This is a genomic window from Oceanospirillum linum (assembly GCF_001995095.2).
GTDB classification, from domain to species: Bacteria; Pseudomonadota; Gammaproteobacteria; order Pseudomonadales; family Halomonadaceae; genus Oceanospirillum; species Oceanospirillum linum.
On the sequence record NZ_MTSD02000008.1, the window covers coordinates 64,714 to 78,164 of the forward strand.

At 50.7% G+C, this 13,451-nt stretch carries 14 protein-coding genes and 1 other RNA gene; 7 read left to right on the top strand and 8 right to left on the bottom strand.

Annotation, left to right across the window (positions count from 1 at the left end):
- Positions 1-11 precede the first annotated feature (11 nt).
- The 4 genes from BTA35_RS14555 to smpB all read right to left on the bottom strand — a co-directional run bounded on the left by BTA35_RS14555 (position 12) and on the right by smpB (position 3,082).
- Positions 12-203 (bottom strand): helix-turn-helix transcriptional regulator, encoded by a 192-nt coding sequence (locus tag BTA35_RS14555; protein ID WP_078320551.1) that lies wholly within the window; start codon positions 201-203, stop codon positions 12-14.
- 555 nt (positions 204-758) lie between these two features.
- Positions 759-1,994, bottom strand: a complete 1,236-nt coding sequence (locus tag BTA35_RS14560) for a tyrosine-type recombinase/integrase (protein WP_078320552.1) — start codon at positions 1,992-1,994, stop codon at positions 759-761.
- Positions 1,995-2,183: 189 nt separating this feature from the next.
- Positions 2,184-2,542: a transfer-messenger RNA gene (gene ssrA / locus BTA35_RS14565) on the bottom strand.
- A gap of 57 nt (positions 2,543-2,599) precedes the next feature.
- Complete coding sequence (gene smpB, locus BTA35_RS14570; protein WP_078320553.1) at positions 2,600-3,082, bottom strand: SsrA-binding protein SmpB; 483 nt, start codon at positions 3,080-3,082, stop codon at positions 2,600-2,602.
- A 190-nt stretch (positions 3,083-3,272) separates the two neighbouring features.
- On the opposite strand from smpB, the gene BTA35_RS14575 reads away from it, so the two are divergent.
- Together BTA35_RS14575 and BTA35_RS14580 are read left to right on the top strand one after the other, a co-directional pair.
- Positions 3,273-3,707: a type II toxin-antitoxin system RatA family toxin gene (locus BTA35_RS14575; RefSeq protein WP_078320554.1), complete on the top strand. Its 435-nt coding sequence runs from the start codon at positions 3,273-3,275 to the stop codon at positions 3,705-3,707.
- A complete protein-coding gene (locus BTA35_RS14580; protein WP_238377609.1) occupies positions 3,697-4,008 on the top strand; it encodes an RnfH family protein in 312 nt (103 codons plus the stop codon). The genes BTA35_RS14575 and BTA35_RS14580 overlap by 11 nt, the downstream gene beginning before the upstream one ends.
- Positions 4,009-4,109: 101 nt before the next feature.
- Here BTA35_RS14580 and BTA35_RS14585 read toward each other — a convergent pair whose 3' ends face one another.
- On the bottom strand, positions 4,110-4,424 hold the full coding sequence (locus tag BTA35_RS14585) for an outer membrane protein assembly factor BamE (RefSeq protein WP_160055243.1): 315 nt from the start codon (positions 4,422-4,424) through the stop codon (positions 4,110-4,112).
- Between the two features lie 82 nt (positions 4,425-4,506).
- On the opposite strand from BTA35_RS14585, the gene fur reads away from it, so the two are divergent.
- Positions 4,507-4,917 (top strand): ferric iron uptake transcriptional regulator, encoded by a 411-nt coding sequence (gene fur, locus BTA35_RS14590; RefSeq protein ID WP_078320557.1) that lies wholly within the window; start codon positions 4,507-4,509, stop codon positions 4,915-4,917.
- An 88-nt stretch (positions 4,918-5,005) separates the two neighbouring features.
- Here fur and BTA35_RS14595 read toward each other — a convergent pair whose 3' ends face one another.
- Together BTA35_RS14595 and BTA35_RS14600 are read right to left on the bottom strand one after the other, a co-directional pair.
- A complete protein-coding gene (locus BTA35_RS14595; RefSeq protein ID WP_078320558.1) occupies positions 5,006-5,320 on the bottom strand; it encodes a hypothetical protein in 315 nt (104 codons plus the stop codon).
- An 11-nt stretch (positions 5,321-5,331) separates the two neighbouring features.
- Positions 5,332-6,660, bottom strand: a complete 1,329-nt coding sequence (locus BTA35_RS14600) for an NAD(P)/FAD-dependent oxidoreductase (RefSeq protein WP_078320559.1) — start codon at positions 6,658-6,660, stop codon at positions 5,332-5,334.
- A gap of 172 nt (positions 6,661-6,832) precedes the next feature.
- On the opposite strand from BTA35_RS14600, the gene BTA35_RS14605 reads away from it, so the two are divergent.
- Positions 6,833-7,399 carry a rhodanese-like domain-containing protein gene (locus tag BTA35_RS14605; protein WP_078320560.1) on the top strand — a complete coding sequence of 189 codons (567 nt, stop codon included), beginning with the start codon at positions 6,833-6,835 and terminating at the stop codon, positions 7,397-7,399.
- 38 nt (positions 7,400-7,437) lie between these two features.
- On the opposite strand, the gene recN is transcribed toward BTA35_RS14605, so the two are convergent.
- Positions 7,438-9,123 (bottom strand): DNA repair protein RecN, encoded by a 1,686-nt coding sequence (gene recN, locus BTA35_RS14610; protein ID WP_078320561.1) that lies wholly within the window; start codon positions 9,121-9,123, stop codon positions 7,438-7,440.
- Between the two features lie 322 nt (positions 9,124-9,445).
- Between recN and grpE the strand changes: the two genes are divergently transcribed.
- The 3 genes from grpE to dnaJ all read left to right on the top strand — a co-directional run bounded on the left by grpE (position 9,446) and on the right by dnaJ (position 13,369).
- Positions 9,446-10,033 carry a nucleotide exchange factor GrpE gene (gene grpE / locus BTA35_RS14615; protein ID WP_078320562.1) on the top strand — a complete coding sequence of 196 codons (588 nt, stop codon included), beginning with the start codon at positions 9,446-9,448 and terminating at the stop codon, positions 10,031-10,033.
- A 148-nt stretch (positions 10,034-10,181) separates the two neighbouring features.
- Positions 10,182-12,113: a molecular chaperone DnaK gene (dnaK, locus tag BTA35_RS14620; RefSeq protein WP_078320563.1), complete on the top strand. Its 1,932-nt coding sequence runs from the start codon at positions 10,182-10,184 to the stop codon at positions 12,111-12,113.
- 107 nt (positions 12,114-12,220) lie between these two features.
- Positions 12,221-13,369 (top strand): molecular chaperone DnaJ, encoded by a 1,149-nt coding sequence (gene dnaJ / locus BTA35_RS14625; RefSeq protein ID WP_078320564.1) that lies wholly within the window; start codon positions 12,221-12,223, stop codon positions 13,367-13,369.
- Positions 13,370-13,451 lie beyond the last annotated feature (82 nt).

Here is a 13,451-nt window from a genome sequence, read left to right on the forward strand (position 1 = left end):
TTATCTCCTCGTTAGGCAGCGTCTTTGCTGCTGATCTGCTGTTCAATCCATTCCTGAATATCGCTTTCCAGCCATCCGACCCGGCGGCCACCCAAGGGGATAGACTGCGGGAAGGTTCCCTCTTTCATCCGTGCGTAAATGGTGGAGCGGGTCAGAGCGGTTGTTTGCTCGACTTCTTTCCGGTTCAGAATGCGTTTTGTCATGGCGTACCTCTTTTTTCAGGCATAAAAAAACCCGCACGGCGGCGGGTTCAGTGATTTATGGGTGGGTTTTCAGGCACAAAAAAGCCCCGACAGGTCAGAGTCTGTAAGGGCTTCGGGGTTGTGGCTGTGGTTTATGATCAGGCACAAAAAAGCCCCGGCTACTGGGTAACTAGGGCTGATCTCGCAACTATCGTCAAGATAGCATTTATGATGCTCAAATGTTAAGAACCTTGCAACCTTTTTCGGCTTTCATCGGTATTACAGGGATGATACCGGACACAAAAAAGCCCCGGCTACTGGGTAACTGGGGCTGATCTCGCAACTCTCGTCACGATAGCATTTATGATGCTCAAATGTCCGGCACCTTGCAACCTTTTTCGGCCTTCATCGGTATTACAGGGATCACACCAGACGTTTTAAAGGCTTACTGTTCCCCCTGTTCCCTCTGCTTTTTTCATGAGGGAACGGCTACAGGCCCCGTGGTTACTGGCTGTTCCCCGTGTTCCCCCTGTTCCCTCACAAAAAACCAACATCAGAATAAAACACGGATTATTTCTAACCGGCTTTGGCTCCAAAGCTGGCGCTGATCACGTTACCGGTAAGGGCCTGCGCTTTCAGGTCATCCAGGTAATCGGCCCACCGTTGCATCATCTCGAAACGCTGATTTAAGTGCTTTGTCCGGTTGTAGGCTCTGCCGTTGGGGTCTTTTACCGCATGTGCCAACTGTTGCTCTATCCACTCCACCCGGAATCCCAGAACCTCATCCAGCAGGGTGCGCGCCATTGCCCTGAATCCGTGGGCGGTCATAGTGTCGTTATCGTACCCCATAGATCGAAGGGCGGTTCTTACAGCGTTATCTGACATAGGGCGGCTGGCACCACGGGCAGACGGGAACAGAAACTCCGACCGGTGGCGTGTGTGTAGCGCCAGCTCTTCCAGTATCTCCAAGGATTGCCGTGATAGGGGGATGATGTGCTCCTGATGGGTCTTTGAGGCTTGCAGCTCGATACGCTTTTCCTCCCAGTTCACCTGATCCCATCGCATGTGGCGCAGCTCACCCGGACGGCAGAACCAGAGGGGTGATAAGCGTAGGGCGGCTTTAACAACCGGGGTTGCGTTGTATTCATCAATTGCCACCATCAGGCGGCCAACGTCTTTGGGGTCGGTAATGGCTGCCAGGTGCTTTTCTTTCGGGCTGGGTAGTGATCCGTCAAGGTCACGGGTGGGGTCACGTTCAGTCCGCCCGGTGGCAATGGCATAACGGAATATCTGTCCGGCGGTCTGTTTTACCCGGTGGGCGGTTTCTACGGCCTGCCTCTCACTGATGATCTTTTTCAGCACCGTCAGTAACTCGATGGCCTTAATGTCGGATATGGGGCGCTTGCCAATGTAAGGGAACAGATCGCGTTCTATGGCGCTTTTAGTGCGCTTGCGGTGTTTCTCGCTTTTGTCTGCCATCTTGGTTTCAAACCATTCTAGCGCTACCCGTTTAAAGCTGTTGTCTGACTCTTGGTGTTTAATCATCTGGTCTATCTGCTTTTGCATAGATGGGTCTATATGCTCTGCCAGTTGCTGCCTTGCTTTGTCTCTGGCTGCCCGTGCTTCCTTCAAGCTGACTTCCGGGTAAACGCCAATCGCTAAAACCTTCTCCTTACCTGCAAACCGGTACTTTAAACGCCAGTAGCGTTTATTGGTCTTGGTGATCAGCAGATAAAGGCCCTTTTCATCAGAAAGTTTGTAGTCCTTCTCTTTTGGCTGTGCTGCGCTTATGGCTTTGGCTGTCAGTGGCATCTGTACCCCCAGTGAATAGCTATTTGGGGGTATCGGTTTTCTCTGGTGGGAAATGTACCCCCAAAAATACCCCCGCATACCCCCGGATATTGGGGGTATGTGTCGGGACTCATAGGAATACAGTATAAACAAAAAAGCCCGCAGGGTGCGGGCTTGAAAGAACTTCTGGGAAGTCCTCGGTACTATGTTTGGTGGAGGTGGGGGGAGTCGAACCCCCGTCCGCCAGTCCTCTGCCATCGGCTCTACATGCTTAGTTTCGTTTTTTAGTTTAACGCCTGGCACTCCAACGAACAGGATTGCCTAGCGCGAGTCTCTAAAAGTTTTAGAAGCGCGGCCTGAGACGGACGTTGCTTCGAGCCTGTTTCGCGGGCTCATACCTCGTCTAGAAGATACAGGCATCTTCCGTCTGAGGGAGCAGCAATTAAGCTGCTAGAGCGTAGTTTTCGTCGTTTGCGACTATAAAATTGTAACGCTGGATTTACGAGATACGTTACCCTCTCGACATGCACCTCAGGGTTTGAAACCGGCGTCGAAGCCATGTCACCCCCAAAGAAGTGGGGCATTCTAACAGAATTCCCCTTTGATTGCCTAATTATAAGGCTATCTTATCCTGCGTGTTCACGCACAATGCGTTGTTTCTGGCGACCCCAGTCACGGTCTTTCTCGGTCGCGCGTTTGTCGTGCAGTTTTTTACCGGTTACCAGTGCGATCTCGCATTTTACTTTGTTATTTTTCCAGTACAGAGCGGTTGGCACACAGGTGTGACCTTTCTGCTGAATTGCTGCAAAGATTTTAGCGATCTCTTTCTTATGAAGTAAGAGCTTCCGGTTGCGGGTTGGTTCCGCAAGAACATGGGATGAAGCGCTGATCAATGGGGTAATGTGCGCACCCATCAGCCACACTTCTCCTTTGTGCATAATGACGTAGCCCTCAGTAATCTGGACTTTGCCTGCACGGAGACTTTTTACTTCCCATCCACCCAGGGACAAACCCGCCTCGAACTTTTCATTGATATGAAATTCATGGCGTGCACGTTTATTCAGGGCGATGGTTGAGCTGGTTGCTTTTGCTTTCTGTTTCTTAGCCATAGATCTTATTATAAGGCTAAGAAAGGCAAAGGGCTATCAGGCGAAACCGTTAAAAATCAAAATCATGCTACAATTCTGCCTTTAAGTGGACAGTAGCTTCTGTTGCTGCCCGATTTTGCTACCGATTTGACCTGTTTGCTGTCGGTTTTCCCCCGGCAGGGTCAAGATGAAGAGAGCGAGAGCGTCATAAATGACAACGGTGACCCGAAGCGCGCTGGTTATGCATTCCGCCCGTGAGATGTATGACCTGGTAAATGATTGTGAGTCCTACCCGAAATTTCTTCCCTGGTGTGGCGCTGCCACGTTGATTGAGTCATCCGAAAGGCATATGGTCGGTAGGCTGGAGATCTCTAAGGCGGGCATTAAGCACAGCTTTACCACCCGTAATACGCTGGAGGCTCCGCATCATATTCATCTGCAGCTGGTGGATGGCCCTTTCAAAAAACTGGAAGGGGACTGGCAATTTGAGGCGCTGTCAGATGAGGCTTGTAAGGTCACTCTGACCATGGAGTTTGAGTTTGCCGGAAAACTGTTAAGTATGGCTCTTGGTGGGATCTTTAATCAGGCGGCAAACACGATGGTTGAAGCATTTTGTAAACGGGCGGACGAGGTTTATGGTCGATAATATGGATGCTAAGCAGATTCGGGTGGAAGTTGTATATGCACTACCGAATGAGCAGAAGGTTATAGAGCTTTACGTTCCTGAAGGGACAACGGTACTGCAGGCAGCAGAACGTTCCGGCCTGAGCCAGCATTACCCTGAAATTGATTTGGCCACTGTTTCGCTGGGGGTTTTCAGTAAACTGGTTAAGGCGCCGAAGGAGCAGGTTTTGAGGGAAAATGACCGGGTTGAGATTTACCGCCCACTTATTGCTGATCCCAAGAAAGTACGGGCCAACCGTGCAGCTAAGCAGAAGAAAGCCTGACCGTTTAAAGCTGTGCTTACAGTAATGCCATAAAGTCCCAGGGCTGACTTTGTTCGCCGGCCCGGGGAGCTTATACCTAACCCTGTTTCCAGGCTTATCGCTCAGGGTGTTTTATTGATTTCAACCAACCGGTTGTTATCAAACACCAGGCTTACTTTTTGTTGGGTGACATTATCTCTGGGATCTTTAGACCAATAGATATAGTCCCAGCGATTTGGATTGATAGTGGAGGGTGTCAGGGGGTTGCCCATCACATAAACCACCTGTTCCCGGGTAAGCCCCGGCTGGAGTTGATTGATCATCTCATCGGTCATAACCTGACCTTGCTGAAGCTCCCGTTTGTAAACGCCAGGGAAAATACAGCCGGAAAGTGTGACTAACGACGAAAAGATGACTAAAATGATCAGTCTTTGCATATGAGAATATCTTTCACCTTGTTGTGCAAGTTTGGGATAATACCGGAAATAAGCACCAACTGCGAAGCGAGACGGGAAAAACATGGCAGATGAAAATCAGGAATTGAAAAAAGCAGGTCTGAAAGTAACCCTGCCACGCATTAAAATTCTTCAGCTTCTGGAGAATGCGGCTGCGCATCATATGAGTGCAGAGGATGTGTACAAGGCGTTACTGGAAGCAGGGGAAGATGTAGGTCTTGCTACTGTATACCGTGTATTGACTCAGTTTGAGTCTGCAGGCTTGGTTGTACGTCATAATTTTGATGGCGGCCATGCGGTCTTTGAGTTGGCAAAAGACGAACATCATGACCATATTGTTTGTGTCGACAGTGGTGAGGTGATTGAATTTTTTGATCCTGAGATCGAGCGTCGTCAGCATGAAATTGTCGCTGAGCACGGTTACGAATTAGTGGATCACTCATTGGTTTTATATGTCCGCAAGAAAGACAGCTAGTTTACATGTGGTACCTGAAAGCCTGCTCCCCGAAAGGGGGCAGGCTTTTTTTTGGCTATCGTAATCGCCGGGGGCAGATGGGTTGGTATCAGGCGCGATGCTTTACCAGTGGCGAAAGCAGTAATATCGCATAGAGGCTGGTACCCAGTGCTACGGCAACTAATGCCAGAATATCTGTTGTTGTTTGAACATAGCTGAGCTTTGACAGTGTTATCGCTGGCGCAAGCAGCGCCGCGATGATACCTATGCCCAGGCTTAGCCCATAAACATACCCGGGTACTGAGCCCTTTTTGTTTCGGCCCATCCATTGGGTGATCAGTAATAGCATGGCCAGCAGTAATAATAGCGGCCAGTAGGGTTTAAGGCTGTACATTACAATGGTGATGATGCCTGAAAATGTCATGGATTAGCCTCCTATACCTGACCGTTAAGCATGGCGTAATACGCGGGTTGCAGCATCTTCTCTTTCATCACCCATACCGCCCAGGATTCTTCTGTCGGATCGATAAAGGAGAAGGAGGGCATCAGTTCACCGCCATAACCAAATTCAGCCAGTATCGCTTTGCCGATGGATGTAATTAGCGGGCATGAGGTGTAGCCATCGTATTTAGCGGCTAAAGGGCGATCTGCCAGGTAAGACAGGATATTAGCTTCAGCAACCGGAGCCTGTTTTTTTACGCTGGCTGCAGTTTTGCCGAAAGGTGTGCCGATGACGTCGCCAACCCCGAAAATTTCCGGATAACGACGGTGCTGCAGGCTGTATTGATCAATCTCCAGCCATTGGTGCGCCATAGGCCCTTCCTGCCAGGCAAGTTCACTATGCCGGATCGCATCCGGTGCGCTCATGGGCGGGACTATGTGGATAAAATCGTAGGCTTCCTGCTGGCGTTGACCGTTTGCGGTGGTGAAGGTGGCTTCTTGTCTCTCCACATCAATGGCGGTGAGTACACGCTGATCATATAGACCCACGTTTTGTTCCTGCCAGCGATCCAGAACGAAATCGTTGTACACAGGGACAGAGAAAACCTTGTTCTGGAACGGTGTAAAGAAGTCGACCTGAAAAGCATCCCGTCTGCCGGTATCCTCAAGACGGGAAAGCGTGGTGAAGGTCATCTTCAGCGGTGCACCGGCACATTTGATCGGGGTATCACTCAGGGTGAAGAGCGCCCTGCCTTCTCCCGCACGGATCAGAGATTCAATCTGCCGGTTAGTGGCTGTAGCACCTTCGGCGCTGGCGTAGACACTGCCAATACCCTTTTGCCCGATCAGCTCCGGGCTCATTCCTTCGATCTCAGAGTAGTTCAGCTGACAGCCGGTAGCGACCACCAGCAGGTCATACTCCAGTGTCTGACCGTCTTTCAGACTGACAGCGCGTTTGTCCGGAAAGAGTTCTGCTACATCTGATGGGATCCAGCTTATCTCAGAAGGCAGCCAGTCCCGGGTCGGCGTCGCGACTTGCTCTGTTTGCCAAAGACCCGAGGCGATCAGAGTGTAGCCTGGCTGGTAGTAGTGTTGCGGGCGTTTACCGACGATGGTGATGCTGGCACCGGACAGGGCGTTATTCAGTCGGTTGGCCATAGCGGTTCCTGCGGCCCCGGCCCCTAAAATCAGGATGCGGGCCTGGGTTTTCTGTCGGGCAAACGCGATACCAAAGGGCAGAACCGACGCTGCAGCACCGCCTATTCCCCATTTGATAAATTGCCGACGTCCGGGATTGTGGGTGGGGTGTTTCAATGGGGGCATTTGAGCTCCTCCGTTGACGTTTATATTTTATTTAGTTATATCTTTATTAGTATTTGTTTTAATAAGCTTAGATTATGGATGCTTGATGTGAAATCTCAAGTTTTCCGCCTAGTCATTTTGTCGCACCCGCCAGATAGACAGGGGCGACTCAGAAAAGCAAAAAGGTTTTCAGATGAAAAAACGATTGATGGCTTTAGCTCTGATCTCATCGTCCCTGATGTTTTGCGGAGCACTGCGGGCATCTGAGCTGGGAGTAACGCCTGTGCAGGCGTATGAGATGAACAAGGGTCCACAGGCACCGGTATTGCTGGTTGATGTACGTGATCCGGTAGAGATTATGTTTGTTGGCTTTACCGATGAGGTTGATCTGAATATTCCTTTTCTGATGGTGGACCGTCAGGGATGGGATGAGAAGAAAAACCGTTTTCGCCTTTACCGTAATCCTGATTTTGCTGCTCAGGTTGAACAGGCGCTTCAGGCAAGGGGGCTGGATAAGACCGCGACAGTCATTACGATGTGCCGTTCCGGTAGTGAACGAGGTTTGCCGAGTGCGCAATACCTAAGAGATCAGGGGTTTAAAAATGCCCGCTATGTGATTAATGGGTTTCAGGGTGGTTCGCTAAAGGCGGGTGAGCACAAGGGTATGCGGATTAAAAATGGCTGGCAAAACTCAGGCCTGCCTTGGGGCGCAAAACCCAATCCGGATAAAATATATCGGGCAGATAAGAGACAGCCCTGACTTATTTTTATTACGTTTATAAAAACGGCTTGGCAGGGTCAGGCCTGGGCTTTCTCTTTGCTGTTTTTCAGCATCTCGGCAGCATGGGCTAAAGTTTGCTCCGTCAGATCGACGCCGCCCAGCATACGGGCCAGCTCTGTAGTTCTGTCCTGATCGGTCAGCCAGTTCATCTGTGAGCGAGTTGTGTTTCTTGTGCTGTGCTTGCTGATATGCAGATGCTGATCACCCTGTGCGGCGACCTGTGGCAAGTGTGTTACCGACAGAATTTGTCCCTTTTTAGCCAGATTATGCAGGAGTTTGCCGACGATCTCCGCCGTACCGCCGCTGATGCCCACATCCACTTCATCGAACACCAGTGTCGGGATGGTGGACGTTTGGGCAGTGACCACCTGTATTGCCAGGCTGATCCGGGATAGCTCGCCGCCGGAAGCGATCTTGATCATGGGTTTTGCAGGCTGGCCGGGATTGGTGCTGATCATAAATTCCACATCATCCGTGCCGGTGGGCTGGAACTGCTCACTGTTTTTGATCGAAACTTCAAAGTGAGCATTGCTCATGCCCAGCTGAGCAAGCTGGTGGTTGATGCTTTTGTTGAGTTTTTGTGCAAATTGTTGCCGCTTCTGATTGAGTTTAGCTGCATGTTCCCGGTATTGATGGGTGAGCTGATCCAGTTGTTCTGCGAGTTGATCGATGTTCTGGGGGCCGCTCTCGATATTGTCCAGTTCTGCTCTCAGGGTCAGGCTGTGATTGTATAGCTCTTCCGGGGTAATGTGGTGCTTGCGGGCCAGCTGGTAAATGGAGGAAAGGCGCTCCTCCACAAACTGCAGGCGTTCCGGGTCCAGCTCGCAGCGTTCAATAAAGTAGCTGAGTTCCCTGGATGCTTCCTCAACCTGAATTAGGGCATCATTGAGCATTTGGGCAATATTGGTCAGCTGCGGGTCCTGAGAGGGAATCTGGCCCAGGCGTTGACAGGCATGATTTAGTGCCTGACGGGCGCCGCCATCATCACCATCGCAGAGGTCGAGGGTCGCCTGACCCTCAGAGATCAGTGTTTCAGCATTGGCCAGTTCCTGCTGCTCATTTTCAAGCCCCTGAAGCTCGCCTTCCTCAAGCCCCAGTTGCTCCAGCTCTTCCACCTGGTAGCGTAACAACTCAAGACGAGCCTGCTGCTCGCTGTCCTGGGTTTTCAGTTGTTCAAGCTGCTTACGTACCTGTTGCCAGTCTTTATACAAAGAGCGCTGTCTGGTGACCTCTTTTTCCAGATGTCCGAACTCATCCAACAGGATCAGATGAGTCTCCTTGCGCAGTAGTGACTGGTGCTCATGCTGACCATGAATATCGATCAGATGACTGCCTAGTTGCTTCAGTAGTTGAGCTGAACATGACTGACCGTTAATCCAGGCTTTGGAGCGCCCGTTCGCATGAATAATACGGCGAAGTACGCACTCACACGCGTGCTCTTCATCGGTGAGCTCCTGCTCCTGTAGCCAGTGTTGAGCTTGCGGCAGAGCTGTAATATCAAAGTGGGCGTGAATTTCAGCTTTTGATGCACTGTGCCGCACACTGTCAGCGTCTGCGCGGTCACCTAGTGCTAGGCCCAGGGCATCCAGCAGGATCGACTTGCCAGCACCGGTTTCACCTGTGATCACGGTCATGCCTGAAGGCAGGTCAAGCTCCAGGTGTTCTACTATAGCCAGATTATTGATCGCCAAATAGGTCAGCATCAGTGCATCCTCGTGCCGGCTGTTGACGCCGGATTTATAGATAAAGCTGCATGAGTTGGGGTGTTCAGCCCGTGATCATCTTTTTTAAGAATTGGTTATGGCTATTTATACAGTATTTTTACTGTAAGGGGCAAACATTGGCATCAGGAAGGTGGCAGCTTATTTCTTCCGTGCCTATGAGAGTCTGTCCCGGAAGGTATTTTTTAATCAAATGTAGCATTTCTGGGGAATTAGCCCGGTATAAGGGTTGAAAAAAAATGGGCAAACCCAATATAGCTCAGCAATTGGTGATAACAGATCTGAAGTGAGAGAAACTGACGCAATGACAACTGAAGAGCAGAAAAAGACCGCACAGGACGAGCTGGATCAGGCTCAGCAGACTGCCGAAGATGCGCAGGCTACCCCGGAAAATCTTATTGAAGGTGATGTGGTAGATGCTGCCGCGGAAACCGATACCAATGAGGTTGCAGCCCTTGAGGAACAGCTTGCGCAGGCTAAAGATCAGGTGCTGCGTGCTCATGCTGATGCTCAGAATGCCCGTCGCCGTGCTGAACAGGATGTGGAAAAAGCACATAAGTTTGCACTGGAAAAGTTCACTAAAGAATTGCTACCCGTTATCGACAGTCTGGAGCGTGCCATTGAGGCTTTCGACCAGAACGATGCCCCCGCGGCACTTCGGGAAGGTGTAGAGATGACGTTGAGTATGTTTATCAGCACTCTGGGCAAGTTCAATGTGGAGCCCGTTAATCCACAGGGTGAACCCTTTGACCCTCAGTTCCATGAAGCGATGTCGATGGTGCCAAACCCTGAGGTAGAGCCAAATACCGTAATCGCAGTTATGCAGAAAGGCTACCTGCTGAACGGTCGCCTTGTTCGACCTGCGATGGTGATGGTTTCTAAGTCGGCATAGTGTCGGAATAAACTTAAGAAAATTAATCTGCAGGCCTTGAAAGAAATCGTAAAGGCCGCATATAGCAGTTAAATGCAAAGAAAAGTGGCGAAAAGCACAGCTAAAGCCGCTAAGTCTACAGAATTAGATTGAAAGACCGGAGAATATTATGGGCCGCATTATCGGTATCGACTTAGGTACAACCAACTCTTGTGTTGCTGTAATGGATGGCGAAAAAGCCAAGGTGATTGAGAACGCTGAAGGCGATCGCACCACCCCATCAATTATCGCTTTCACTGAAGACAACGAAACACTGGTAGGCCAGTCTGCCAAACGTCAGGCAGTGACAAACCCGAATAATACTCTGTTTGCGGTTAAGCGCCTGATTGGTCGCCGGTTTGAAGATGATGTTGTACAGAAAGACATCAAAATGGTGCCTTATACCATCTCTAAAGCCGACAATGGTGATGCTTGGGTTGAGGTAAAAGGCGACAAGAAAGCACCACCTCAGATCTCTGCAGAAGTTCTGAAGAAAATGAAGAAAACTGCAGAAGACTATCTGGGTGAAGAAGTAACTGAAGCTGTTATTACGGTTCCTGCATACTTTAACGACTCCCAGCGTCAGGCTACTAAAGATGCCGGTAAGATTGCAGGTCTGGAAGTTAAGCGGATCATCAATGAGCCAACCGCTGCTGCTCTGGCATACGGTATGGACAAAGCCCGCGGCGACCGCACTGTGGCTGTATATGATCTGGGTGGTGGTACGTTTGATATCTCTATCATTGAGATCGCAGAAGTCGACGGCGAGCACCAGTTTGAAGTACTGGCGACTAACGGTGACACCTTCCTGGGTGGTGAGGATTTCGATCTGGCGGTGATCAACTACCTGGCCGACGAGTTCAAAAAAGAGTCCGGTATCGATCTGCATAATGATCCTCTGGCTCTGCAACGTCTGAAAGAAGCCGGTGAGAAAGCGAAGATCGAACTGTCCAGCAGTCAGCAGACAGACGTGAATCTGCCGTACATCACTGCAGATGCCACCGGTCCTAAGCACCTGAACGTAAAACTGACCCGTGCTAAGCTGGAATCACTGGTAGAAGATCTGGTTCAGCGCTCTCTGGCACCGTGCGAAATCGCGCTGAAAGATGCCGGTCTGTCCACGTCTGAAATTGATGACGTGATCCTGGTCGGCGGTCAGACCCGTATGCCTCAGGTGCAGGCGAAAGTTGCTGAGTTCTTCGGCAAAGAGCCACGTAAAGATGTTAACCCTGACGAAGCGGTAGCCATCGGTGCGTCTATTCAGGGTGGTGTACTGGCCGGTGACGTGAAAGACGTACTGCTGCTTGACGTAACGCCTCTGACTCTGGGTATTGAGACTATGGGTGGCGTTGCGACTCCGGTTATCGATAAAAACACCACGATCCCGACTAAGAAGTCTCAGGTGTTCTCGACTGCAGACGACAACCAGACTGCTGTAACTATTCACGTGGTGCAGGGTGAGCGCAAGCAGGCGACGCAGAACAAATCTCTGGGCCGTTTCGATCTGGCAGATATCCCACCGGCTCCACGTGGTGTACCTCAGATTGAAGTTACCTTCGATATCGATGCGAACGGTATTCTGAACGTAAGCGCGAAAGATAAGGCGACGGGTAAAGAGCAGTCCATCGTGATCAAGGCTTCTTCAGGTCTGTCGGATGACGAAGTAGAGCAGATGGTTCAGGATGCGGAAGCAAACGCTGAAGCAGATAAGAAGTTTGAAGAGCTGGTGCAAACCCGTAACCAGGGCGACACCATGTTGCATGCCACTAAGAAAACCTTAGAGGAAGCAGGCGACAAGGCGACAGCTGAAGAGAAAGAGAAGATCGAAGCGGCGATTAAAGATCTGGAAGAAGCACTGAAAGGTGATGATGCGGACGATATCAAAGCTAAGACTAACGCCCTGACGGAAGCTTCCGGTGAGCTGGCTCAAAAGCTCTACGCTGAGCAGGCCGCTGAAGCCCAGCAGGGTGAGGGTGGCGAGCAGGCTGCTGATCAGGGTTCTGCTAAAGCAGATGATGTGGTTGACGCTGAGTTCGAAGAAGTTAAAGACGACAAAAAATAAGTCGTTTTAAGCTAAGGAATGCAAGAACGCGGGAAACTCTCCCGCGTTCTTGTATCCGAATCTTTTTCAGCTCCCTTTCCTCTTTCATAACCTATGGTTAGCTAGCAATGTCAAAACGTGATTACTACGAGATTCTGGGTGTTTCCAAGGATGACGACGAAAAAGCCATTAAAAAAGCTTATCGTCGCCTGGCGATGAAATATCATCCGGACCGTAACCCGGATGACGAAGAAGCGGCGGAGAAATTTCGTGAAGCGACCGAGGCCTACGATATTCTGACGACCCCGGAAAAACGCTCGGCGTATGACCAGTATGGTCATGCCGGTGTTGATGGTCAGTCAGGCTACGGCGGAGGTGGTTTCGGTGGTGGTGCCGGTGCCGGTGGTTTTGGTGATATTTTCGGTGACGTATTCGGTGATATTTTTGGTGGCGGCGGTGGTCGTCATGATCCGAGTGCCCCGCAGCGTGGCTCTGACCTGAGATATCGTCTGGATCTTAATCTTGAAGAAGCTGTGCACGGTACGACTGTCAGCATTAAGGTGCCGACACTGGTCGAGTGTGATAGCTGTCATGGCACCGGCTCTGCCGATGGCTCTGCTCCTGTGACCTGCTCAACCTGTGGTGGTCATGGTCAGGTACGTATGCAGCAGGGTTTCTTCTCTGTACAGCAGACTTGTCCGAGCTGTCATGGTCGCGGTACTGAGATTAAGAACCCTTGCCGTAAGTGTCATGGTGATGGCCGTGTTCAGGAGCAGAAAACCCTGTCCGTTAAAATCCCGCCAGGTGTTGATACCGGAGATCGTATTCGCCTTTCCGGTGAAGGTGAGGCCGGTGCCAATGGTGGACCTGCCGGTGATCTATATGTTCAGGTGAGTGTACGCCAGCATGAAATCTTTGAGCGTGATGGTCGTGATCTCTACTGCGAAGTGCCGGTTTCCTTTGTGGATGCTGCCCTTGGTGGTGAGCTCGAGGTGCCGACTCTGGATGGTCGCGTTAAGCTGAAGATTCCGGCGGAAACTCAGACAGGTAAGCTGTTCCGGTTACGGGGTAAAGGTGTTAAGCCTGTGCGTGGTGGTGCTCAGGGTGATCTGCTGTGTAAGGTTTTGGTGGAAACGCCGGTGGATCTTACGGATCGCCAGAAGGAGCTGCTGCGTGAGTTCAAGGAAAGTATGGAAGATACCCAGGGCCGTCACTCACCAAAAACCAATAGTTGGTTTGATTCGGTGAAAAAGTTCTTTGAAGACTTTAAGAACTAAGCGTTAAAATCAAAGCTCGGCAGGAAGCATTGTTCGCAGTGATAACCTTGTATCGCTGTGGATCGCTTCCTGTTTTTATTTC